Source organism: Sulfurihydrogenibium azorense Az-Fu1, from assembly GCF_000021545.1.
GTDB classification, from domain to species: domain Bacteria; phylum Aquificota; class Aquificia; order Aquificales; family Hydrogenothermaceae; genus Sulfurihydrogenibium; species Sulfurihydrogenibium azorense.
This window is the reverse complement of sequence record NC_012438.1, coordinates 1,215,339-1,239,456: the sequence shown is the minus strand read 5'-3', so window position 1 is coordinate 1,239,456 and position 24,118 is coordinate 1,215,339. Positions and strand designations below refer to the sequence as shown.

Annotated in this window: 20 protein-coding genes and 3 pseudogenes; 7 read left to right on the top strand and 16 right to left on the bottom strand. The window is 31.8% G+C overall.

Features of this window, described 5'->3' with window-relative positions; all coding sequences use genetic code 11:
- From fliG to SULAZ_RS09340, 16 genes and pseudogenes are all read right to left on the bottom strand, one after another.
- Nucleotides 1-1,017: a flagellar motor switch protein FliG gene (fliG, locus tag SULAZ_RS06485; protein WP_012673991.1), complete on the bottom strand. Its 1,017-nt coding sequence runs from the start codon at nt 1,015-1,017 to the stop codon at nt 1-3.
- A 4-nt stretch (nt 1,018-1,021) separates the two neighbouring features.
- The gene (locus tag SULAZ_RS06480) at nt 1,022-1,414 is read right to left on the bottom strand and encodes a chemotaxis response regulator CheY (RefSeq protein ID WP_012674925.1); all 393 of its coding nucleotides are present in this window, start codon (nt 1,412-1,414) and stop codon (nt 1,022-1,024) included.
- A gap of 14 nt (nt 1,415-1,428) precedes the next feature.
- The gene (locus SULAZ_RS06475) at nt 1,429-1,986 is read right to left on the bottom strand and encodes a protein phosphatase CheZ (protein ID WP_012674001.1); all 558 of its coding nucleotides are present in this window, start codon (nt 1,984-1,986) and stop codon (nt 1,429-1,431) included.
- On the bottom strand, nt 1,986-2,459 hold the full coding sequence (locus SULAZ_RS08755) for a DnaJ domain-containing protein (RefSeq protein WP_012674532.1): 474 nt from the start codon (nt 2,457-2,459) through the stop codon (nt 1,986-1,988). The genes SULAZ_RS06475 and SULAZ_RS08755 overlap by 1 nt, the downstream gene beginning before the upstream one ends.
- A gap of 7 nt (nt 2,460-2,466) precedes the next feature.
- Nucleotides 2,467-2,940: a chemotaxis protein CheW gene (locus tag SULAZ_RS06465; RefSeq protein WP_012673784.1), complete on the bottom strand. Its 474-nt coding sequence runs from the start codon at nt 2,938-2,940 to the stop codon at nt 2,467-2,469.
- A gap of 11 nt (nt 2,941-2,951) precedes the next feature.
- A complete protein-coding gene (locus tag SULAZ_RS09130) occupies nt 2,952-4,094 on the bottom strand; it encodes a chemotaxis protein CheA (RefSeq protein WP_012674675.1) in 1,143 nt (380 codons plus the stop codon).
- 15 nt (nt 4,095-4,109) lie between these two features.
- Nucleotides 4,110-4,913 (bottom strand): Hpt domain-containing protein, encoded by an 804-nt coding sequence (locus tag SULAZ_RS09125; RefSeq protein WP_012674926.1) that lies wholly within the window; start codon nt 4,911-4,913, stop codon nt 4,110-4,112.
- Entirely contained in the window at nt 4,910-5,857 is a 948-nt protein-coding gene (locus SULAZ_RS06455) for a chemotaxis protein (protein ID WP_012674195.1), read from the bottom strand. Before SULAZ_RS06455 ends, SULAZ_RS09125 begins: the two co-directional genes overlap by 4 nt.
- A gap of 15 nt (nt 5,858-5,872) precedes the next feature.
- Nucleotides 5,873-6,097, bottom strand: a pseudogene (locus SULAZ_RS06450) (methyl-accepting chemotaxis protein); the annotation flags it as partial.
- Between the two features lie 44 nt (nt 6,098-6,141).
- On the bottom strand, nt 6,142-7,647 hold the full coding sequence (locus SULAZ_RS09230) for a methyl-accepting chemotaxis protein (RefSeq protein WP_012673642.1): 1,506 nt from the start codon (nt 7,645-7,647) through the stop codon (nt 6,142-6,144).
- A 2-nt stretch (nt 7,648-7,649) separates the two neighbouring features.
- On the bottom strand, nt 7,650-7,946 hold the full coding sequence (locus SULAZ_RS09110; RefSeq protein WP_266105206.1) for a CZB domain-containing protein: 297 nt from the start codon (nt 7,944-7,946) through the stop codon (nt 7,650-7,652).
- 123 nt (nt 7,947-8,069) lie between these two features.
- A pseudogene (locus tag SULAZ_RS09105) lies at nt 8,070-8,561 on the bottom strand (methyl-accepting chemotaxis protein); the annotation flags it as partial.
- Between the two features lie 545 nt (nt 8,562-9,106).
- Complete coding sequence (locus tag SULAZ_RS06435; RefSeq protein WP_012673746.1) at nt 9,107-9,631, bottom strand: PAS domain-containing protein; 525 nt, start codon at nt 9,629-9,631, stop codon at nt 9,107-9,109.
- Between the two features lie 14 nt (nt 9,632-9,645).
- Nucleotides 9,646-11,235, bottom strand: a complete 1,590-nt coding sequence (locus tag SULAZ_RS09370; protein ID WP_012674708.1) for a methyl-accepting chemotaxis protein — start codon at nt 11,233-11,235, stop codon at nt 9,646-9,648.
- A gap of 30 nt (nt 11,236-11,265) precedes the next feature.
- A complete protein-coding gene (locus tag SULAZ_RS06425; protein WP_012674783.1) occupies nt 11,266-13,746 on the bottom strand; it encodes a diguanylate cyclase in 2,481 nt (826 codons plus the stop codon).
- 42 nt (nt 13,747-13,788) lie between these two features.
- Nucleotides 13,789-14,119: pseudogene (locus SULAZ_RS09340) on the bottom strand (hypothetical protein).
- Between the two features lie 156 nt (nt 14,120-14,275).
- Here SULAZ_RS09340 and SULAZ_RS06415 point away from each other — a divergent pair.
- The 7 genes from SULAZ_RS06415 (at nt 14,276) to SULAZ_RS06395 (ending at nt 24,115) form a co-directional block, all read left to right on the top strand.
- The gene (locus SULAZ_RS06415; RefSeq protein WP_012674864.1) at nt 14,276-14,500 is read left to right on the top strand and encodes a hypothetical protein; all 225 of its coding nucleotides are present in this window, start codon (nt 14,276-14,278) and stop codon (nt 14,498-14,500) included.
- Nucleotides 14,490-15,362 (top strand): hypothetical protein, encoded by an 873-nt coding sequence (locus SULAZ_RS09035; RefSeq protein WP_012673720.1) that lies wholly within the window; start codon nt 14,490-14,492, stop codon nt 15,360-15,362. Before SULAZ_RS06415 ends, SULAZ_RS09035 begins: the two co-directional genes overlap by 11 nt.
- Before the next feature lie 109 nt (nt 15,363-15,471).
- Nucleotides 15,472-15,609, top strand: a complete 138-nt coding sequence (locus SULAZ_RS09095) for a hypothetical protein (RefSeq protein ID WP_012674329.1) — start codon at nt 15,472-15,474, stop codon at nt 15,607-15,609.
- 111 nt (nt 15,610-15,720) lie between these two features.
- A complete protein-coding gene (locus tag SULAZ_RS08930) occupies nt 15,721-17,466 on the top strand; it encodes a site-specific DNA-methyltransferase (RefSeq protein WP_012673785.1) in 1,746 nt (581 codons plus the stop codon).
- A 1-nt stretch (nt 17,467) separates the two neighbouring features.
- Nucleotides 17,468-17,905 (top strand): hypothetical protein, encoded by a 438-nt coding sequence (locus SULAZ_RS06405; protein WP_012674684.1) that lies wholly within the window; start codon nt 17,468-17,470, stop codon nt 17,903-17,905.
- Between the two features lie 66 nt (nt 17,906-17,971).
- Nucleotides 17,972-21,106 (top strand): site-specific DNA-methyltransferase, encoded by a 3,135-nt coding sequence (locus SULAZ_RS06400; protein ID WP_012674425.1) that lies wholly within the window; start codon nt 17,972-17,974, stop codon nt 21,104-21,106.
- Nucleotides 21,107-21,175: 69 nt separating this feature from the next.
- On the top strand, nt 21,176-24,115 hold the full coding sequence (locus SULAZ_RS06395) for a DEAD/DEAH box helicase family protein (RefSeq protein WP_012674934.1): 2,940 nt from the start codon (nt 21,176-21,178) through the stop codon (nt 24,113-24,115).
- The last annotated feature ends 3 nt before the right edge of the window (nt 24,116-24,118 follow it).

Sequence of the window (24,118 nt, the reverse complement as noted above, 5' to 3'; positions counted from 1 at the left end):
TTATAGCATCTCTTCTCCACCACCACCATACTCAATAACACCAGCCTGAATAAGATTTTTAATAACTTGTATAATTTTCTTACGGGCATTTTCAACATCTGATTTTTTAACAGGTCCAAGTACTTCCATATCTTCCATAAACATTTGGGCAGCTCTCTTTGACATGTTGGCAAGGAATTTGTCAATAATCTCTTGAGGAGCGCCTTTAAGTGCAATAAGAAGGTCGTTTTTGTCAACCTGTTTAAGTATTTCCATAATAGCTCTGTTGTCGAGTTTGATAATATCTTCAAATTTAAACATTCTTTCTTCAATATTGTCTGCCAGAGAAGGAGCTTCTTTTCTAATTTCGTCTAGTATTTCCTGTGCAAAGTCTTTTGGAAGGTTGTTTACAATCTCAGCTGCTATATCTAAACCGCTTAACATCTCTTCTTTTCCAGCTCCTATAGTGTACAGCTCAGCTTCAAGGTTATCAGCAACCATCTTAATCATGTTAGATGACACTTTCTCTAAAGAGGCAAGTCTTTTTATTACTTCTTCTTGAATGTTTGATATTCCTTGTCTTCTTGGTAAAAATTGGATTATCTCAGCTGCTTTATTTGGTTTTAGTTGACTTAGTATAAGTGCTATAACTTGAGGATGCTCATTTTTTATGAGGTTAGCCACCACTTTAGAGGGGAGTTTTTCAAGTTCATTGAATATGGCTTTTCCTTGCTCTGCTAAAAGTAATCCGTCAAAAAGCTCTTTAACTTTCTCAGGGGGAAGAGCTTTTTCCAGTATCTTTCTAAGGTTTTCTGGAAGAAGTCTTAAAGGAGCTGCCTCAGATATTTCCTTATAGGCATCTTCTATAACCTTTTTCAAAGTCTCTTTATCTGGAGATTCAAGTGTAAGGAGTCTTTTAATAATTTTTTCTAAGTCTGTCTGTTTTAAGTGTTTAAAAATCTTTACGTTTTTATCTTCTGGCAGTATTGATAAAAGTATTGCTGCTTTATCTAATCCTGAAAGCTTTTCTTTATCCATTTTATTAACCCTGTAGTTGTGCCCAAACTTTATCCATTTTTTCTTTTAAAGTTTCAGCTGTGAAAGGCTTAACAATGTAATTATTGGCTCCAGTTTGTATAGCTTGTAATACATTTTCTTTTTTTGCCTCAGCTGTAACCATTATAACCGGTATATTTTTCAAATCTGGGTCTTTTTTTATTTCTTGTAGTAATGTGATTCCATCCATCTCTGGCATATTCCAGTCTAATAAAACTAAGTCGTATTTTTGTTGTTTTAACTTTGCTAAAGCCTCTTTTCCGTTTTCAGCTTCATCAACGTTTGTATATCCCAGTTGTGTTAAAAGACTTTTTATTATCTTTCTCATTGTAGCCATATCGTCTACTGTTAAAATTTTAGCATCTGAAGGAAATCCCATTTCGTTAACCTCCTTTATAATCCTAATTCTTCTAAAAGTTTGTCTACGTCTTGTTGGTTAATTCTATCTCCAGTGATAAACTCGTGAACTTTTCCAACTGCTTTTTTCTTATCTTCTTCTGATAAAGAAGACATTTCTATAGATGTAGCTGCAAATTTTAATAGATTTTTCTTTGTTTCTTCAAGTATATTTATAACTTCTTTTATCTGTTGTGCCATAAGGTCTTGAAAAGAAAACAATTCATAAACTTTTATTAGTATATTCATGTTATCTTTATTTTTTTCTTTTATTAAACTTAACTTTTCTTTGATTGTACTTACAGGATTTAGATTTAACAATTCATCTACTGTTTTGTCTATTACTTTACAGTTTTCTTCTACTTTGTCTATCTGCTGTATAATGTTGTTTGCACTCTCTTCACTGAATTTTATCACTTCTCTAAGACTTTCTGTAGCTGTAGGTGTTATGACTTTTGTTGTGTGTGTGGCAACTTTTGCAGTTTCTTCTATCTTCTCTTCAAGTATCTTTACCTCCTCAAGTATGCTCTTTATAACAGTCTTTAGGTCTTCCATTACTCTCCTCCGTACTTTTCTAAAAATGCTTTTAAAATCTGGTAGTGATGGTTTATTTCCATCATTTTTAACGTTGCTTCTTTTTTGTTCGGATGGATGTCAGGATGGTACAACTTCACCATTTCTCTGAACTTTTCCTTAAGCTCTTTTTCTGAAAGTTCTTTTATTCCAAAGAAATCCATCGCAACTTTTATATGGTGTGGCCTTGCGTTTGGGTCATTGCAAAAACTCCAGTAAGCCTTTACGTAAGCCTTTATAACATTTTTATTTTTATTAAAAAACTCGTCTAAATCGTTTCTAAACAAATCCTCTTTAAAGTATGTTTTTAGTGTTGCATAAGTATACCTTCTAAACCATTCTTCTACAAAGTGGTCTGCGTCTCCGTTATACTTCTCATAAAGGTTAAAAAACAAACTTTGAAATAAATCCATTCTTTTACTGTTTATAAATTCCATAATTTTCACTATAAACATTTACCCTTTACTCTTCCCTTGCAGGAAAAAGTTTGTCTAAATCTATTATACTTATAAATCCTTTTGGTGTTAAAGCTACATTTGAAAGGTAATCACTGTATATACTTGTCATTGGGTTTGGCTCTAAGTTATCTTCTGGGATTTTTATTACACCGTAAACAGAGTCTACAAGGATTGCCAACTTACCTAAGTTTGTTTCTAACACTATAAGCCGTGTTGGTTCTTTAGTCTCTTTTACCCCTACCATCTCTTTCACTGACACAACAGGAAGTATCTCACCTCTAAGATTTATCACACCTTTTATATAGTGTTGAGTTAGTGGGACGGGAAATATTTCTAAGATTTTGGATATCTCCAAAACGTTTTTGAGGGATATGCCTATAAACTCATCTTCTAAGTATACCCCCAAGAACTCTAAAATTTTAGATGTATCTTGTCCGTATATTATTGGCTTTTTTTGAGATGACAAAACTAAACTCATAGCTTACCCCCCTAAACTTTTAAAGCGTTACTATTTATATTCTTGAGAAGTTCTACCAAATCAAGTATTAAAACGATTTTACCATCTCCTGTTATAGTAGCTCCTGATATGCCGTGTAAATCTCCAAATATTTTCCCAAGTGGTTTTACAACTATCTCTTCATCTCCAAAAAGGTCTTCTACTGTAAATGCCACCCTTTGATTACCAATTAGACATACTATTATATATCCTGTTTTACATGGAGGGACTTTTAACATATCGTATATGTTTATAAGTGGTAAAGCTTTTTCTCTTAAGAGTAAAACCTGCTTTCCTGATAATGTTTTTATTGTTGCATTTTCCACAGAAATAATTTCTGTCACTAAGAATATAGGTATAGCAAACCTTCTTCCACTTACAGACACAAGCAGAGACCTTATTATTCCAACTGTTAATGGGAATGCCATAGATATCTTAGTTCCCTTACCTTTCTCACTCCATATATCTATGGTTCCTCTAAAGTTTATAACTGTATTCATTACAGCATCCATTCCTACACCACGTCCGGATATCTCTGATACTTTGTCTTTAGTTGAAAAGCCCGGTAAGAAAACAAGTTGCAATATCTCTTTTTCTGTCATCTTTTCCAGTTGTTCTTTTGTTATTATTCCTTTTTCTATGGCTTTTTGAGCTACTTTGGCTGGATCTATTCCTCTTCCATTATCTTCTACTTCAAGATAAACCCTATCTCCTTGATAGTATGCTCTTAGTACCAATTTACCGATAGGTGGTTTTCCAAGTCTCTTTCTTTCTTCAGGAGTTTCTAATCCATGGTCTAAAGCGTTTCTTATAAGATGAACTAAAGGTTCTTCTAATCTTTCAAGGATAGATTTATCCATTTCTGTGTCTTCACCTTCTATTATAAGGTTTACCTCTTTTCCAACTAACTTTGAAAGGTCTCTTACTACTCTGGTAAACTTTTGGAAAAGTCTTTTAACTGGTTGCATACGGGTTTTCATAACTGCAAGTTGTAAATCTCCTACTATCTTGTCTATAGATGATGCAACTGATTCTATCTCTTCTATGTACTTGTTTGAAGTCATGTTTTGTGTCAGTTCCTGCACACTTCTTAAAAGTCTGTTTCTGTCTAAAACTAACTCTCCTACAAGGTTCATAAGGTTTTCTATCTTTTAAACGTCTATTCTTAAAACTCTCTCTTCTTCATCTTTTTTCTGCTGTTTCTGTGGTTTTTTATCTTCCTTTTTAGTTTCTTCTATCTTTGTCTCTTCTACGTTATTTTCTTCTACTGTTGGTGTTTCTAAATCTTTCTTAATTATATCTTCTTCTATAGCTTCTAACATCTTCTGAGCTGTTTCTTCTTCTACTTTTTGGATTATATCTGTAGGTACAGGTTTTGCTTCAGTTTTACCGTTTATTATATTTTCTATGTAATCTACTATCTCTTTAGGTCTTTTGTTTGGTGGCATTAAAACTAACTCTTCAAGTATTTCTTCTATAGTAAGTCCTTTTAAGTGTGATAGTCCATACTTATCTAACAGTCTATCTAAGGTTATCTCTTCTTTGTCTTGAGATGGAGAGTGTTTTGGTTTACCTTCTAGTATTTCAGTAAGATTTTCTATAATATCTGTAGGTTCTTCCGGTTCTTCTCCAGATTGATAGTCTTTTATAGCGTTTTTAATGTAATCAACGGCTTTAAGTAAAACGTCAAGAATTTCTGAGTTAATCTTTAATTTCCCCTCTTTTACTTTTCCAAGTATATCTTCTGCTTTGTGGGCAACTTCTACTATTTTTGTTAACCCTAAAAAACCAGCTCCACCTTTAAGAGTATGCATACTTCTAAAGGCTGAGTTTATTAAATCTTGATTCTCGGCATCTTTCTCAAGGCTTAGTAGTGCTGCTTCTAAATTTTCTAAGTGGTCTGATGCTTCAACTACAAACTCTTCAAAAATTTCTCTGAGTTCATCAGGAATCATTGCCCACCTCCATACTTTTCTATCAGTTCAATTAAATGTTTTACATCAAACTTTACTAAGTAATCATCCGCTCCTACGCTTTTTGCTTTTTGTTGGTTCGCTTCATCAGAAAGTGTTGTGTTTACTATTACAGGTAGGTTTAAAAATCCGGGAGTGTTTTTTATTAAATTTGTCAATGTAAGACCATCCATCTCTGGCATCTCAATGTCTGTCAGTACTAAATCTATGTAATCTCTAACGCTTTTACCGTACGCAGAAGCTTCGTTGTAAATCTCTTGTAGTTTTTCCCACGCCTGCTTTCCACTTTCTGTAAGTATAACTTCGTGTCCTGCAGACTCTAAAATGTCTTTTATTATCTTTCTTGCTACTGCAGAGTCTTCTGCTACAAGTATTCTTAACTTTTTTTTTGCTTCTTTTTTTTCTGACTCAGTAGGTACATTAAATACGTAAAGTAAGTTCATATCGTTTAGTATTCCTTCAAAGTCAAGGATAAGCAAAAGTCCATCTTCTACTTCTACTACACCTGTAATCCTTCCATTTAATCTTTGATTAACGACTTCAGGTGCTTTTTTTATGTCCTTCCAAGATATTCTTCTTATTCTGTTGGCTCTGTGTATGATAACTCCTACTTTCTCCCTTAGGAATTCCATAAAAAGTAGGTACCTTTTTCTTTCTGGTGGTTCGTGAATGTTCATCCATTTTGCAAGGCTGATAACAGGTATAAGTTCTCCCCTTATCTCTGCCATACCTTCTACCTGAGATGGCATATTTGGAATCTTTGTTAATGTTGGAGTCCTCAAAACTTCTCTTACTTTGGCTACATTAACTCCTAATATCCACTCGTATAGTCCTTCTTCTCTATCTTCGTATATTCTAAAGTCTATTATCTCAAGTTCATTCTGTCCGGTTTTTAGTATATCCGGAAGTCCGTAGTTATCACTCATATTAAATCCCTCCAATTAAATGTTATCCTTTTCCTTACACTTTTCCTCTAACTTCTCTAACTCTTGTTGAAGTTCGTTTACGATTATGCCTATTTCAGCTGCTATCTTGTTAGTGTCATCAGCTAACTTCCTAAACTCTCCTGCAACTACCGAGAAACCTTTCCCCATCTCTCCTACCCTTGCAGCTTCAATAGCAGCGTTTAAAGCCAAGAGATTACTCTGTTTTGCAATCTTTTTTATATTTTCTACCATCTTTTTTATTTCATTTATCTTTTCTATATGTTTCATAACTCTCTACCTCCGTTTACTTGAATACAAGATTTGGCTAACTTTAATATATCCTGTATTATATGTTTAGAAAATTCTACCATTTCAAAACCTTTCTCTACCATCTCTTTATACTTGCCTTGTCTTAAAAACTCCATTGCTTCCCTTGCTATATTATGATATTTTTCGTGAGGTGTTTCTAAATCCCTAAAGTATCTTTCCCCATCCAATCCACACATTTTAACATCGCTAACACCTACAGAGTAATACCACTTACCCAAAGCACACTCTCTGTGGGATTGAGTTTCTACATAAGTTCTGTTTTTTATAGCTTTTATTATGTTAATCATAAATTTTGCGTCGTCTAATATTCTATCAAGAAGATTTATGTAAAGTTTTAAGTTTTCAGAGGTAGTTTTTTGAGCAAGTTGTCTTAAAATGTCAAAGTTGTTTACTAACCTTTCAAATGTTTCAAAGGATGCTTTTTCCGATTTTTCTGTAAGACTGTTTATCTCTTCAAATGAAGATTCAAAGTCTTTGGCGTTTGATATTATGGCTTTAACTGAGTTATCTACATCCCTTGTCATTGATCCTACTTCGTTTATAACAGAAGATATAATCTTTCTTACTTCCTCTGTGCTTTTTCCTGTTCTTTCTGCAAGTTTTCTAACCTCATCTGCAACTACTGCAAACCCTCTTCCCATCTCTCCTGCTCTTGCAGCTTCTATCGCTGCGTTTAGAGAAAGAAGGTTTGTTTGTTCTGATATTTCAAGTATCAAACCTAAAACACTCTCAGACTCCTTTATTTTGTTTTGGGTAAAATCGGCTTTATCTTTAACTTTTTCTACCTGTTTTGATATCTCTATAGTTTGCCCTAAAACAGACTTTAAGTTGTCGTCTATATAAACGTCTAATAAAATCTGATATGCCGTTCCTACTGATGCATTATACGCACTCATAGCTACAGTTTCAGCAAGAGATGTTAAAACCTCGCTTTCTACAAATCTACTGTAAGTTACGTCTTTCATAATGGTTTGGTAGTAAATGATGTTTCCTTTCTCGTCGGTTATAGTTGTCCTATTAGATTCTAAAATTGTGTTTCCTACTTGTATATCTGCATTTTTCTTTATCTCACCCGGTTTTAAATCTTTAAGGAGCTGTTTTATCCTGTCTGGATTTTTGTGGAAAATATGTATAGATTTTCCAAGTATGTTTGAAGAGTTTATCTCCATACCTGCTATACTTCTCAAATCAGGTGATAAAGCATCTACTATCTCTTTTGCTCTCCTGTTTAGATAAACAATATCGTTTCCTGCTTTACCTTCTTTAAAGTCTGTTGTAGCAAGGATAACCGCTTCTTCTGTAAGATTGTCAAGTGCTTTTTTGTAAACATCTAACTCTTCTTTGAGTTTGGTTAACTGCTGTAATGACCTTTCCTTTTCTTGAAGCTGACTTTCAAGTCTTGCGATTTCCTGCTTGAGCCTTTCAACTTCTTCTCTGTTGCTTCCACCAAATAAACCCATGTCTAAACCTCCTTAAATAGATGTTGTTTTCTTTCTTCTACCAGTTTATCTATCAAGTTAAATAGTTCTATAGATTCATCTTCAGCTCTTTGAAGGTGGTCAAATATAAACTGTTTATGTTTTACAATGTCTTCTCCTCTCTCTATAAGCTGTATAAGAGGGTAAAGTGTTTGATGGAAGTCTGCGTGATACTGTTCTATCTGTTTGAAAGTAGGGAAGTTTTTAAACTCTTCTGATTCTTGTGAATAATACCACTTTCCGAATCTGCAGCTGTGATGGTCTGTAAACTTAAAGACCATTTTTTCCTGAGATACTGATAAGTATGTGTTGTTTTTAAATATTATGTGGTCTAACTTTCTTGCAGAAAGGTATGCTATATCTGAGATGTAAATAGCTAATCTGTTTACTGTGTCTGCTTGTCTTTGGAATGCTTTTGCTACTTCTTTAAACGATTTAATCTCTTCAATAGAATTCTTAGCCATATCTACCATCTTCTCTGTTTCTTGTGCCACATCTTTACTCTGTGCTTGAAGCTGAGTAATAGACATTGTTATCTCTTCAGTTGCTTTTTGTGTTTTTTCTGCAAGTTTTCTAACCTCATCTGCAACAACTGCAAACCCTCTTCCCATCTCTCCTGCCCTTGCTGCTTCTATCGCTGCATTTAAAGCAAGTAAGTTTGTCTGGTCCGCAATCTCTCTAATAAGGTTAACCACTTCTGAAATATCAGATATTTTTCCTGTAAGGTTAAGTACAACTTCAGAAGACTGTTTTATTGAGTCTATAATTTGGTTTAAATGCTGTACTATCTCTTCTATCTTTTTTAAACCTTCTTCGGATACTTCTTTGGTTTTAATGCTTTCATTTTTTATAGTTTGTATTTCTTGCACAATCCTGTCTAAATCTCTATGTATCATCTGTGGATTTGCAGATATTCCACCACCTAATTTGCTCATCTCTTCAATCATAAGTGTCTTCTCTATAAATCTGTCATTTTCCTCTATAGCTTTTAAAGGTTTTTTCAAAGAAATCATAACAGCCTTAAACGTTCCAGTAAACCCAAAATCTACAGGTTTTCTCCAATATTTTTTATGGGAAGCATACTCTATTGGTGTTTTTAACTCTCTTATAAACACATCAACTTGGTCTAAGAGGTAGTTTATATCATGGGCAAGTTTTAAAAGCTCTCCTTTTTCTTTTTCTTTTATTAACCTTGGTTCAAGATTACCTTTTTCTGCCTCTGTTAGAACGTAAGATATCCTCTTTATAAAACCTTGAACTTTTCTAATGTTTACAAAGATTATCCAAGCTGTTATAAAGTTAATAATGTTTAATACTCTTATCAAATCAAAGCCGTGTTTATAAACCTCTATAACAAGTGCAAAAGAAAATATACCTATGGATACCATGTTAGCATACTGTACTATTGTCAGTGAAGATGGTTTGTTATACTCTTTCATCCTCAATCCTCCTTAAATGTTATTGTAAATATGAACTCTTCATAAGATTTACCCATTTGCTTTAACTTTTCGTCTAAAAGTCTTAATCCTGCTTCCAATCCCCCTCTACTTTCAGCCTCTTTTAGTTCTCTATAGAGAGGTTCTATAACATTTGTAAGAATATCCCTATTTAAAACAGGTCTTCTATCAGAAGTATAACCAACTATTTTCCCACTACTGTCAAATGTTGGCGTTACATGAGCAAAAACCCAGTAATAACTGCCATCCTTTGCCATATTCTTTACATACGCAAATATTTCACTCCCTTTTTGAATTGTGTCCCACAGAAGTTTAAATACGGTTCTTGGCATATCAGGATGTCTTACAATGTTGTGTGGTTTTCCGATAAGTTCCTCTTCTGAGTATCCAGCAATTTCACAAAAGATAGGGTTGGCATAGGTAATAATACCCTTTAGGTCTGTTTTCGATACAAGAAACCTATCTGGTGGTACCTGAATTTCCACCGGTTTTGGTGTTGGTCTTTCCATTTTTTTACCTCCATCTATGATAGTTTAAATTTCATAATCAACTGAGTTATCTCGTTTTTGACTTTGTTTAACTTTTCGGTTGTGTATCGTAACTTTTCACTTATTTCTTTTGTTTCTAAAGATTTTTCGGAAATATCTTCAATCTTTTTACTTATATCTTCTACTGCTTTTGTTATTTCTATAGCAGAGTTTAAAGACTGCTTTGAACTTTCAAGTATTTGTAGTACTTTCTCTTTTGTTAATATAGAGTTTTCTTTAAGTTTTAATATATCATCACTTAAATTTTGAATTTCTCTGGAATTTTTAAGCATACTATCGCTGGTTTGGTATATCTTAGATATAACATCTCCTATTACATTTTCTATCTGAGATATACTACTTTGGGTTTTCTCTGCGAGTTTTCTAACTTCGTCTGCAACGACTGCAAAACCTCTTCCCATCTCTCCTGCCCTTGCTGCTTCTATTGCTGCGTTCAGTGCAAGTAAGTTTGTTTGTTCAGCTATATCTAATATTAATGACATAACTGATTTTATATTTTCAGCTTGATTTTGTAATTTTAAAATTTCCTGAGATATGTTTTGCTCTTCATCACTTATAATGTTTATATCTTTAATTAGATTATCTATCTCTTTTTCAACCTTTTCAAGATTATCTTTACTTTCATTAGCTAACTTTTCTGTCTCCTGTGCAACATTTTTAGACTGGAGAGCTTTATCTTTAATAAAATCACTCATATTTTTAACTTCTTCTATAGATTCATTTTGTTTTATAACTTTTTCTGAAATATTTTCTACACTTTCTGAAACTTCTTTTTCAGACGATACTAAATCATCTACTTTCTTTCTAATGTTTATTAGTACACTTTGAACTTTTTCTATAAACTTATCTATGTATGACGCTGCAATTCCTATTTCGTCTTTACTTTTTATATTTAGTCTCTTTGTTAAATCTCCTTCTCCTTCAGATATATTTTTTGCTGTTTCAGTTAATAAATTTAGAGGTTTAAACAAGAAAAATTCTAAAAAGATTAGAGAAGATACAATAATAACTAAAATTAAAATAATAAACAAACCAACAAGTGTCTTTAAATTGTTAGATATAGTCTCATCTGTTTTCTTCATACTTTTGGTAATATCTATAACACCTAAGACATCTCCTTCTTTTGCATTAACATGACATTTTAAACACATCTGTTCTGCAATGGCAGGTTTTAAGATTCTTAAATGTCTAACTCCATTTTGTGTAAACTCAAATATCTTTTCTTTTTTACTTTCAAAAACTTCTAAAACATCTTTATCGTCTGTATACTTTGCATCTGGTCTAAATAGTTCTATAACTTGCTTAGATTTGTGAACGTTAAAACTATGCATACCCTCAATTCTTTTTATCTCGTCAGCTGCTGATTCAACAAGTTCTGGATTTCCGGTATTCATTGCTATTCTTAGAGACCTAAATGCTGTTTCCGCCAATAAAGAAATCTCATCGTAAGAAGACTCTTTTTGTAATTTTTTAAAGTCAATATATACTGTTAAAGTAATGATAATACAGGCAATAATTGAGCCAACTATTAAACTCCATACAATTTTTCCTTTAATCGTTTTCATGAACATTTAACCTCCTATGGGGTTAATTTTTTATCTAATTGTTAAATTTTTGCCACTTTTCTTTGCTTGGTATAGTTTTTCATCAGCTACCTTTATGAGATCGTCTAAGTTATCTCCGTCCTTTGGATATACTGCCATACCTATACTTACAGTTATATTTAAGATTTTATTATCTGGTGTAAATATAACCTCCGAACTAACCTTCTTTCTTATCCTCTCTGCAATTTGATACGTACTCTCTTCGTCTGAACCTGGCAAAATTACTATAAACTCTTCACCACCCCATCTTCCAACAATATCCATCTCTCTTACGGAATTTAAAAATACATTACTTACCTTTTTTAAACACAAATCCCCAACTAAATGTCCATACGTGTCATTTAACTTTTTAAAGTTATCAACATCTATTACTAATACCCCAATATTGTAATCTAATCTTTTTGCTTTACCTATCTCCTTTGTAAAGAATTCTATTATATATCTTCTATTGTAAAGATTTGTTAACGAATCCTTCAATGATAATTCTTTGTTTATCTCTATTAAATTTAATGTTGAAGCAAATGGAGAAAATGCATTTATTAGGCTTTCTATAAATTCGACTTTTTCTTTTGTAAAAAAGTTTTCTTCCATGCTAATCATATTAATTATAGCTATTGTTTTACCACTGGAAACCACATTACTACATAAAAACGAACCGTGGTTTAACTTTAATTTTCCACATTGAAATGCAAATTTATCATTCTCTACTATAGTATCACCTGATATCATAACTTTACACTCCAGAAGTTCTCCATTTAAACATAAATCTGCTGGCTCTTTATCAAAACCGTAATACAGCTTTTCAACCACTGCATTTAAAGAAGGGTTTATTCTATAAATAATTAATTTATCAATTTTAACAATGTTTAACAAAATTTTTGCTAAGATATTATAAGATTCTTTTATAGAGGTAGCTTTGTTTAAAGCTAAAACAAAGTTGTGTAAAATTTGCATTTGACTATTCCTATAATTTATCTCTTCCTCAAGCTTAATTCTAAGACTTATATCTCGTGCAACTATCAAAATATGAGGATTTCCGTTGAACGTAACACTTGTAGCGTTAACTTCAACAGGTATCTTTCCTCCGTGTACTTCTTTATAGGTGCGTTTTCCACTTACAACCTCTCCCTTCCTAACTATTTTTTCTATATTTTGTTTTAGAAAGTCTTTATCTTCCTCTACAATGTCAAAGATTGTCATATTTTTAAGTTCTTCCTGAGTATATCCCAACTTTTTCATAACAGACCTGTTAAACATTTTAATTCTTCCATTATCTGCTTGATAAATAATTATCATATCTTCTATTGAATCTAAAATAGACTTATAGGTTTGAAGTTCTTTTAAAATGATATTTTGATCTTCTTTTTCTTTAGAGATATCTCTAAGAAGTAATTTTATTTTACCTCTGAATTCTTTAATGTCCGATATTATGTATGACCCCGAAACTTCAAAAACCCTTTCACCATCAGTTACTTTTAATTTTTCAACCTTCTTATCTTTTAATAGTTTTGAGTAAAGGTATCCCCAATCTTTCTCTGGAATTATGGTAACAATATCATTACCAATTAAGTTTCCAAAAAAATCTTTCGCCTTTTTGTTCATCCACTGTATATATTGACTTTCTACCATGTCTATAACTTCAACGATTAATTCAGGGAAAATATCAAGTATGTCTTTTGTACTCTTTAACTTTCTTTCCAAAAAGGTTTCAAAATTTCCACTTATTGCTTTTATAATATCCCTTTGTGTAATAAAACTTACAAATTTACCTTCTTGTGTTAAGACCAATCTACTTATCTTTTTTGAATCCATAACTTTTAAAGCATCGTAAACAGATGTTTCTATATCTATTGTTTCCACTGGAGAAGACATATACATCTCTATTGGCTGATTAGAGTCAAGTTCATCAAACTTGTTTAAAACATCTCTTTCTGTAAATATTCCTACAGGGTGCTCATCATCAACAACCAATATAGAACCAATATTATTTTCAAACATTATTTCTATCGCTTCTTTTACTGGAGTTTTTCTACTGACAGAAATTATGTTCTTTCTTCCTTGAAGATCTTTTAAAGTTAAATTCTTCCTGTATATATCTTCCTCTAACTTTAAAAGTAATTTTTTCATAGTTACTGTGCCTACAAAGTCCCCTTTCTCATCAACTACTATCAACCTTCTGATATTGTTTTCTACTAAGAGATTTACAGCAAAAAATACACTTCTATCTTTTCTAACTGTTATTAGACTTTTAGTTGCAAACTTCATTACATTTTCACTTAAGTCTACTTTTTGTTTAAACAACCTTATTACGTCCCTTTCACTAAGAATACCGACAGCTGATTTATCTTTTAAGATAACCACGAAACCTTGATTATACTCCCTCATCTTTTTTATTGTATCTTCTAACGTATCATTTGAATTAACGATAGGATTATTTTCTTCTAATAAACTTTCTATGGGTACGTTTATCATCTTATCACCTAAGTTAAACTCTAATTTCCAATTTAAATAATTTTAAAACAAACCAAGACAAGTAGCAAAACTTAAAGCTAAAATGAAGAAGTTTATCTTAGCTTTAAATCCTTCTAAAGATACTGCCCTGATATCCTCTATTCCCATATAGTATAACTTGCTAAATACTGTCTCTATTCTCTTCCTTACTCTCTTTAAATTCCTTAAGTGTTATTTTGTAATCACCTTTTCTATAGCTCATAGAAAATATGATGAGAGTTATAAGCTCTACATCAGAGAATTTAGGCTTATTTGTTTTATGTTTATGTTTTATGAGTTTTAGAATTTCATCTGTCAAAATATAAACGTTTATGATATAATTTCTAAATGTCATGGTTTAACCTCCAGTGGTAGTTTTACTTTATGATACCACCGGAGGTTTTTTATTTCATCTTTTTTTTGAATTGGAAATTAGGGTTATATTTCAGTTGTAAATAACCCGCAAGAAGTTGAAAATGTTTTAAAGGAAATCTTGGGAGGTGAAAAAGAGATGATGACATTAACAGAAAAATGGAAAATGGAAGGAATAATTGGAGCTAAGAAAGAAGATATTCTTAAACTTATCAATCTTAAATTTGAAAGAGTTCCTGAGGAATTGGAAAAATTAATTTCAGGCATTAACGACTTAGAAGAATTAGATAAACTATTTACAAAAGTCTTTTTGGCTAATAGTTTAGAAGAGTTGTTGAGAGATGGAGGGATAAATGGGCTTTAAAAATGAACTTGAAAAATTTCAAAATTTAATGAAAGACCTATTTCAGTTTGAGGCATCCGATTTAGATTTTGGAATTTATAGAATTTTAAACTATAAAAGAGAGCAGATAAGAGATTTTATTGAAAATAGGTTAAAAGATATTGTTGAGTCTTCTTTTGAAAAGCATAAAGGTGCTTTAGCTGAGAATATAGATGAAAGGTTTAATAGAGCAAAAGAAAATGTAGAAAAAGCTCTTGGGAAAAATGCAATTTTACCTACCGGAGATCTAAATAAAAGTTTTGAAGAAACACCTCTTGGCCAGGAGTATTTAGAAGTAAAAGAGCAAAAAGAGATGATTGAAAAGATTGATGAGATAAAAGGTCAGGTTTATAATGACCTTTATACTTTCTTTTCAAGATATTATGAAGATGGGGATTTTATACCAAAATACAGATACTCTATAAAAGGTCATAAGTATGCTATACCTTACGATGGTGAGGAAGTGAAACTTTACTGGGCAACCGCTGAGCAGTATTATATAAAAACTGGACTTTTATTTAGAGATTATACTTTTAAATCTGATAATCTTAAGGTTATTTTTAGAGTTGTAGAGGCAAAGGATGAAATCGCATCTAACAAGGCTACAAAGGAAAGGTTTTTTGTTTTAGATGATGAAAATTATTTAGAGATTAAAGACAATGAGATAATCGTAAGATTTCAGTATAGGGAGCTTTCAGATAAGGAAGTTAAAGATTATGATGTCGAAGGTGGCAGTAATACTGCAAAGCAGGAGAAAATCAATAATAAGATTTTCGAAACTCTAAAAGCAGATTTTGGGAAAGAAGAAAAAAAAACTAAATCTTGTCAAATCTTTGATTCTTAAGTTTAAAAATGATAAACCTTTACTTTTATATCATATAAATAGGTTTACCGCTAAGAATACAAAAGATTATTTTATTCATAAAAATTTAAAAAGATTTTTGTCTGAGCAGTTGGATTATTTTATTAAAGCTGAAGTTTTAAATTATGAGACTTTATCGCAGGAGAAGTATTTAGATAAGCATATTACAAGGGCAAAAACTGTTAAGGATATTGGGGAAAAGATAATTGAGTTTTTATCTCAGATTTAGGATTTTCAAAAGAGGCTATGGGAAAAGAAAAAGTTTGTTGTCAGGACTGATTATGTAATTACATTAGATAGGATTAAGGAATGGACTGATGAGGGGTTTTATGAGTGGGTTTTGGATAGGGTATTAGATAATTCTAAACAGTTAGAGGAATGGGAAGAGCTTGGATTTGGTAGCATAAGGAGTAAAGATGATTTAAAAGATAAAAGGCTTCCTATTGATACAAGATATTTTGATGAGGAGTTTAAGTTTAGGCTTTTAGAGAAGATTAGTGAGAGTGTGGATTTGGAAGATGCTTTAGATGGTTTGCTTATAAAGAGTGAAAACTGGCAGGGTTTGAATACGATTTTAAATAAGTATGGCAACCGAGTTCAGACTATTTATATTGATCCGCCGTTTAATAAGGAACAGGATGCTGATTATTTGTATAATGTGAAGTATAAGGATGCTACTTGGATTAGTATGCTTGAAAATAGGTTGAGTTTGGCAAGAGAGTTGTTAAATGAAAAGGGAAGTATTTTCGTAAGATGCGATTATAACGGGAATATGTATGTAAGAATGCTTTTGAATGAGATTTTTGGATGGGAGAATTTTAGGAATGAGATAATAGTAAATAGAATTGTCAAAAAAGGTTTTGGTGCTGATAGATTTCCTACCGCTATTGATTCATTATTTTATTTTGTAAAATCTGAAAATTTTGTATTTAAAGGATACAGAAAATTGCTAGACAAACCTAAAGAGCCTTGGTGGCATGATATGACTTCTATGACAGCTGGTAGAAAAGGAGGGGAACCGAGAATTATCTTTGGCAAAAAATTATACCCGCCTCCTGGAAGAGCATGGACTTTTAGTCAGGAAAGAATAGAAGAGATGGAAAAGGAAGGGAGAATAAGAATTAGATGTAGTGTATGTGGTTATACTCATTATAAAGGAATATGGAAGAAGTGTCCTAAATGCGGAGAAGAAAAAGAAAGAGTAGATTATCTGGTAATTACCGATGGAAGAGAGCCTATTGATAATGACTGGACAGATATTCCGGGTTATTCTTTTGGTTGGGATTTTCAAACCGAAAACTCCGAAATCCTCCTGAAGCGTGTTATAGAATCCACATCCAACGAAGGAGATTTAATCTTAGACTTCTTCCTCGGCTCTGGCACAACAATAGCAGTAGCACACAAACTTAAAAGAAAATGGATTGGAGTTGAGATGGGTGAACATTTCTGGACAGTGGTTTTACCGAGAATGAAGAAGGTTTTAGCTTATGATAAATCAGGCATTTCAAAAGAAGAAGATGTTAAGGAAAAATATAACGAAAAAACAGCGGGAGGCTTCTTCAAATACCACACCTTAGAACAATACGAAGACACATTAGAAAACATTGAGTTTGAACAACAGGATGAAGAACAGCAAAAACTTTTACTGGAATTTCCTGATTACTTTGTCAAATACATGCTTGAATGGGAAACAAAAAACAGCAAAACCTTCCTAAACATTGATGAGTTAAAAGACCCGTTTAACTACAAACTTAAAATCATAGAAAACTACCAGCAGAGAATAGTTAATGTAGATTTGATTGAGACATTTAATTATTTGCTGGGCTTACAGGTTAAGAGTTATAAGATTTTGGAAGAGAATGGCAGAAAGTATGTTTTTGTTTTTGGGGAGAAGGAAGGAAAGAGGGTTGCTATTGTTTGGAGAAGTATTAAAGACATAGACTTTGAGAAGGACAGAGAATTTATTGAAAAAGAGATAAAAGAGTTTGAGCCGGGCGAGATTTACATTAACGGAGATGCAGTAGCTGAAGGCTTTAGAGCGATAGAGCCTCTGTTTAAATCATTAATGTTTGAGAGGGTGGGCTAAGATGGATATGAAACCTGAGAAGCATTTAGTGCTCAGCAGATTCTTTCTCAATCTATTTGGCTTTGATGATTTTAATAAGTTGAGGGAAAAACTGAAAGATACTCAGGAAGGTTATGATTCCACAGGAAGAAGCTATTTTGTTGATGTGTTAATTGGTTTGAAATCGGAATGGGAAGATGCGCTTTTGGGATATGACGAAGCAATTAGAGAATATGTTGAAAAGCTAAGGCGAAACAGGAGACAGCCAAACTTTAACCTTAAATACTTCCAATACTTAGCCGTCTTATTTTCCGAGATTTTCCTTGATAGATATTACAATGTGGAGAAGTTTAACAGCGAAAACAGAACAAAAATAAATCCTTTCACTGAAGAAGACCTTAAAAAGCTTGCATCAAAACACTTGACTTTCCTATGTAGAAAAGTTAAACTAAATTTCTGATAGGGGTGAGCTACCCCCTCACCGTAGGTGAGGGATACTCACGCACATGTTAAGGAGGATGCAAACATGCAAAACAAAGCAAATGGTCTACAGGAAAAACTGAAAGAAAAACTGAGAGAGATTTTCCAATTTGAAAGCGAAGACCTTGATTTTGGAATTTACAGAATAATGAATTACAAAAGAAAAGAAATTGAAGAGTTTATTGAGAAAGAGTTAATCGGTGAAATCAGAAAACAACTGAAATTAGCTGGAGAAGAGGAAATAAAGAAGGTAAAAGAAGAATTTGAGAAGATAAAGCAAAAGGCAAAAGATAATCTTGGGGAAGATGCTTTTGAGAATGGAGAATTAAAAGAAGGATTCAAAGACACACCTTTGGGAAAGAAATATTACGAGAAAAAGAAACAGCTACAGGAGATAAAAATATCCGAAGATTTAGAAAGAGAGATTTACAATCACTTAATCAATTTCTTCTCAAGATATTACGATAAAGGAGATTTCATAAGCAAAAGAAGGTATGGAAAGAATGAGAAGTATGTTGTTCCTTACAATGGAGAGGAAGTTTTACTTTACTGGGCAAACAAAGACCAGTATTACATAAAAACAACGGAGTATTTCAGGAGATACACCTTCAAGAGTAAAGAAGGGCTAACTGTTAATTTCAGGGTTGTTGAAGCAGAAGAAGAAAAAGGAAACATTAAATCTCCCGAAAAGAAGTTTTTCGTCTTAGATGAAAAGGTATTTGATTTTGACGAGGATAAAAAAGAGCTTAACATTTACTTTGAATACAGAGGATTAACCCAAGAAGAGGAAGAAAAATACAAACATGGGCAGTCAGCATCGCAGGATAAGATTAATGAAGAAACAGTGAGAATTTTAGAAGAAAAAATACCACAGAACAGTCTGGCAAGGCTTATATTTGAAAAAGAAGGAGACAAGACCTTAATTGAAAAACATCTTTACAGATACACAAGGCGAAACACAACGGATTATTTCATACATAAAGACTTAAAAGGATTTTTAGAAAGAGAGCTGGATTTTTACATTAAAAACGAGTTTTTACAGTTAGAAGATTTGCAGGTTTTAGAGCAAAGCGGTTATTTTGATAAGTTAAGGCTTTATTTAGTTGGTGTCAGGGCTTTCAGAAACATTGCTTTAAAGATAATTGAATTCCTGGCACAGATTGAAAACTTCCAGAAGAAACTCTGGGAGAAGAAGAAGTTTGTTATTGACACACATTATGTAATAACTCTGGACAAGATTAAAGAGTATGCAGGAGAAGAGTTTTTAGAAAGCATCTTAGATGGGATTTTAAACAATAAAAAGCAATTAGAAGAGTGGAAAGAATTGTTTGGGATAGAGGTTAAAGATAAAAAGGATTTAATGATTAATGAAAGGGAATGGAAGAAGCTACCAATTGATACAAAATACTTTGATGAGGAGTTTAAGTGGAAGTTGCTGGTTGCTTTGAGTGAAGAGAGCGATTTAGATGAGATTTTAGATGGAGTTTTGATAAAGAGTGAAAACTTTCAGGCTTTGAATTTGCTTTTGAATAAGTATAGAGAGAAAGTAAAAACTGTTTATATAGACCCACCTTACAATACTGGAAGCGATGATTTTCTTTATAGGGACAATTATCAGCATTCATCTTGGCTTACAATGATGGAGAATAGATTAAAGTTGGCAAAAGAATTAATGAAAGAAGATGGAGTTATTTTTGTGCAGTGTGATGATAATGAAGTAGATAATTTAAATAAGTTAATGGAATTAGAATATGGCACATATAATAAAATAACCACTTTTTGTTGGGAAAAAACTCAGCATTTTGGGAGGCAAAAACTTAATTATTATTTTAATAGAGATTTTATAATCTGTTTTGCCAAAAATCTTTTGAACAAATCTGATCAAATTAAAGAATTACTTATTGAAGATATAAAAAAAGAGCTAGAAGATGCTCCTTTATATAATGCATCTAACCCTGAAAAAAGTTTAATATTTCCTCCTGACAGTGTGAAGTTTAGTATACCCGATGGAGAATATACACAGACTGACGATGTTAAATATAAATTAGAAGGAAAGGTTATTGTTAAAAATGGAAAAAATGTAAATGAATTGAGATTAAGATTTAGGTCGAGATGGTCTCAAGATAAGATAAATGAAGAAATACCAAAAGGGACAAGATTTTGGATTAAGAGTAAAAATTTTGCTATAAGAGCTATTTATGGGAATAATTCTGTTTCTAAAACTTCTCCAAAACAGATTATTTTTACAAATATTAATAATCCTTTATATGCCAAAAATAAATATGTTTCCAAAGTTGGAACAAACGAGGAAGCTTCTAAAGAGATAAAAAAATTATTTAACAAAGATATTTATACTTATCCGAAGCCAGTATCTTTGGTAAGTTATCTTATTTCTTTAAATAATCTTGAACAGATGAATACTATTATCCTTGACTTCTTCGCAGGCTCTGGCACAACCGCACATGCAGTTATGAAACTAAATAAAGAAGATGGAGGAAAAAGAAAATTTATCTTAGTGGAGATGGCAGATTACTTTGATACAGTTATTATTCCAAGAATTAAGAAGGTAGCATATTCCTTCAACTGGAAAGAAGGAAAACCGCAAGACACAGATGGAATTGGTGTTTTCTTCAAATACCACACCTTAGAACAATACGAAGACGCACTTGACAATATAGAACTACAAGAAAACCAATCAGCACAAAAAGTATTTAAAGACGATTATCTTATAAAATACTTTCTTGATTACGAAACAAGAGAAAGTCCATACCTTCTAAACTTCCAACATCTAAAAAATCCATTCAACTACAAACTAAAAATAAATCTATCAGAAGTCGGAGAACCACAAGAAACAAATATTGATATACCAGAAACATTTAACTACCTTCTTGGAATAAAAATAAAAAAAATCAAAAAAGAACAAAACGAAGGCAAAACATACCAATTCATAATCGGAGAAAAAGACAGTAAAGACTATGCCATAGTATGGAGAGAACACACAGACAATTGGAATGAAGAAGACTACAAAAAAGATAAAGAGTTTATAAAGCAGCAACTTAAACCATACAAACCACAGGTAGTCTACGTAAACTGTAGTAGCATACTAACACCAAATTTTGATGACTATAAAGCAGAAATAAGATACATTGAGCCAGAATTTAAAGCACTTATGGAATCGTGAGAGGTTAGAAAGTGAAAAGTGAAAAGTATTTAGTTTTAAATAAATACATGCTTGACTTATTTGGTGTAGATGAATTTGAAAAGCTTCAAAAAAAAATTTAAAGACGAAAAAGAAGGTACAGACAGCAACGGGAGAAGTTATTATTTAAACACACTTTTAGGCTCAGGAAACTTAAAAATCTCAGAAGACGATTTAATCAAATACGATGAAAACATTCAAGAATACGTAAGAAAGATAAACGAAAAAAGAGGAAACATCAAACTAAAATATTTTCAATATTTAGCAGTTTTATTTACAGAGATTTTTTTAGATAACATCACAAACAGAAAAACGGAATTTATACATAAATTAAATGAATTTTTGGAAGAATACAAACAAAAGGAAAAAATAGAAATAGAGCCATTTATAGAAGAAGACTTTAAAAAACTTGCCTACTGGATGGCTACTGGGTCAGGAAAAACTTTAATTATGCATATGAACTACTTACAATTTTTAAAATACAAACCATTTGAGCCAGATAATATTTTATTGATAACACCAAACCTAAGCTTGTCTTATCAACATTTCCAAGAGTTAGAAAAAAGTGGAATACCGGCTAAGCTTTACAGTGAAAATAAAACAACAGGCTCGGAAGGAGATTATGAGATACTAATAATTGAGATAACAAAACTTGCAGAAGAAAAAAAAGGCAGTGGATTAAGCTTAACAATTGATACTTTTGAAGGTAAAAATCTAATTTTTGTTGATGAAGGACATAAGGGACAAAAATCAGAAGAAAAAAGTTGGATTAAAAAAAGAAAAGAGTTAACAAAAAATGGATTTGCATTTGAATACAGTGCTACATTTGGACAGATTTTAGACTCCGACAAAGAGATATTAAAAGATTATGCAAAGGCTATTATTTTTGATTACTCTTATAAATACTTTTATAATGACGGATACGGCAAAGACTTTCAAGTCTTAAACGTAAAAAAGAATGAAATGAAAGATGAAGAATTTCAAGAAGCTGTATTAGTTGCCAATCTTCTTGACTTTTACCAGCAGATGTTTTTATACAAAACAAAACCAGATTTAGTTAGAGAGTATAACATAGAAAAGCCGCTATGGGTATTTGTGGGTACAACAGTAGCAGGGAAAAATGTTCATGTTCAATCTGATATTTTACAGATTATTAAATTCTTAAGCAAAGCTTTTGATGAAAGATGGTTAAAATCTAAAATTGAAAAGATACTAACAGGTGGGTATAAAAAGGAAAACGGTGAAGATATATTCAAAAATAAATTTGACCTAATCAGAAATAATTTAGATTTAGAAGATTTATATAAATCGGTATTTCACGGAAAAGGAGCATTTAGGATATATGAAATAAAAGATGCGGACGGAGAGCTTGGGCTAAGAGTAGGAGATAATAACTATTTTGGCGTTGTAAATGTGGGCGATCTTTCAGAGTTTAAAAAGCTTCTTGCGAAAGAAGGTTTTATTGTAGAACAGGATGCAATCTCTTCTTCACTTTTTGACAACATCAAAAAACCAGATTCTACAATAAATACCTTGATTGGAGCAAAAAAATTCATAGAAGGGTGGGACACTTGGCGTGTATCTTCAATGGGACTCTTGCATATTGGAAGTGGTAAGGGACCTCAAATAATACAGCTTTTTGGTAGAGGTGTAAGACTAAAAGGTAAAGATATATCTCTAAAAAGGTCTAATAGACCAGAAATTAAACATCTTGAAACTCTAAATATATACGGAATAAAAGCAGACTACATAGATAAATTCCTCTCTGTTATTGCCAAAGAAGATGTAGATTATGATCCTGAAGAAATAAAAATACCTGTAAAAACTTTAGATAAAGAAAAATGGCAAAACTTACCTTACTTATCAAAGAATGATTCTAAAATTTTTGAAGAAGATATTCCACTCAAATTAACAAAAGACGATAAAATCCACTACAAATTAGACCTTTTACCAAAAATAACAATTTATGATGGAACAAAAAAAGATCAGGCAACCTTGCAAGTAAAAGAAAAAACAATTTACGATATAATAGACAGTATAGAGCTATTGAATTGGGGCAAAATTTTCGTAGATATTATCAATTACAAAACTTTAAAAGGGTATTGGAACCTGTACTTTGATATTGAAGATTTGAAAGATGTTTTACATAACTGCAAAATCAGAGAAAAACCAGAATTCTTTAACATTCAAAACATTAAAAAACTTGAAGATATAACAATCTTACTGATTAAAGGCTATATAGATAAATTTTACAAGAACCGTAAAGGAAAGTATGAAACAGAAAATATGCATTATAAAAAGGCAGGAGAACAGCTTAAACTTTTCTTAAATCAAAAAGTAGAATACTATACAGTAAAAGTTAGTAAAAAAGAACATAATCTTATAGAAAATATAAAATCTCTTGCTGAGAATATGGATAAATTGTTAAAAGATGATTTAGACGTTTTACCAAGAATTACAATAGAAAACTCAGTCTTTATACCTATTCTTTTAGAAAGTGAAAAAATAAAAATATCACCTCCGGGGCTTAACGAAAGTGAGAAAAAATTTGTAGAAGGTTTAGAAAAGTATTTAAAAGGAAATTCAAAATCTTTATCTCAGTATGGTATTGTTTTGTTAAGAAATGAATCAAGGTCTGGCTTAGGATTTCAGCTTGACTGGTCAGAGTTTTATCCAGACTTTATAATGTGGATAAAAGACAAAAACACAGACAAGACCCATATTGTATTTATCGATCCTAAGGGACTACTCCACACACAAAAATTAAAAGATGAAAAGGTGCAATTTAAAGAATATTTAAAAGAGATTGAAAAGAATCTTAATAACGGAGTAAATCTTAATAGTTTCATCCTTTCAATTACAAAATACGAAGATTTAATAAAAGGGGAAGTTCCACCAACGCCAAAAGAAGAATTTGAAAAAGCTAATATTCTTTTCTTGAATGATGATTGGGCTGAAAAGTTATTTAAGAAAATTTTAGGAGCAAGATAAAGT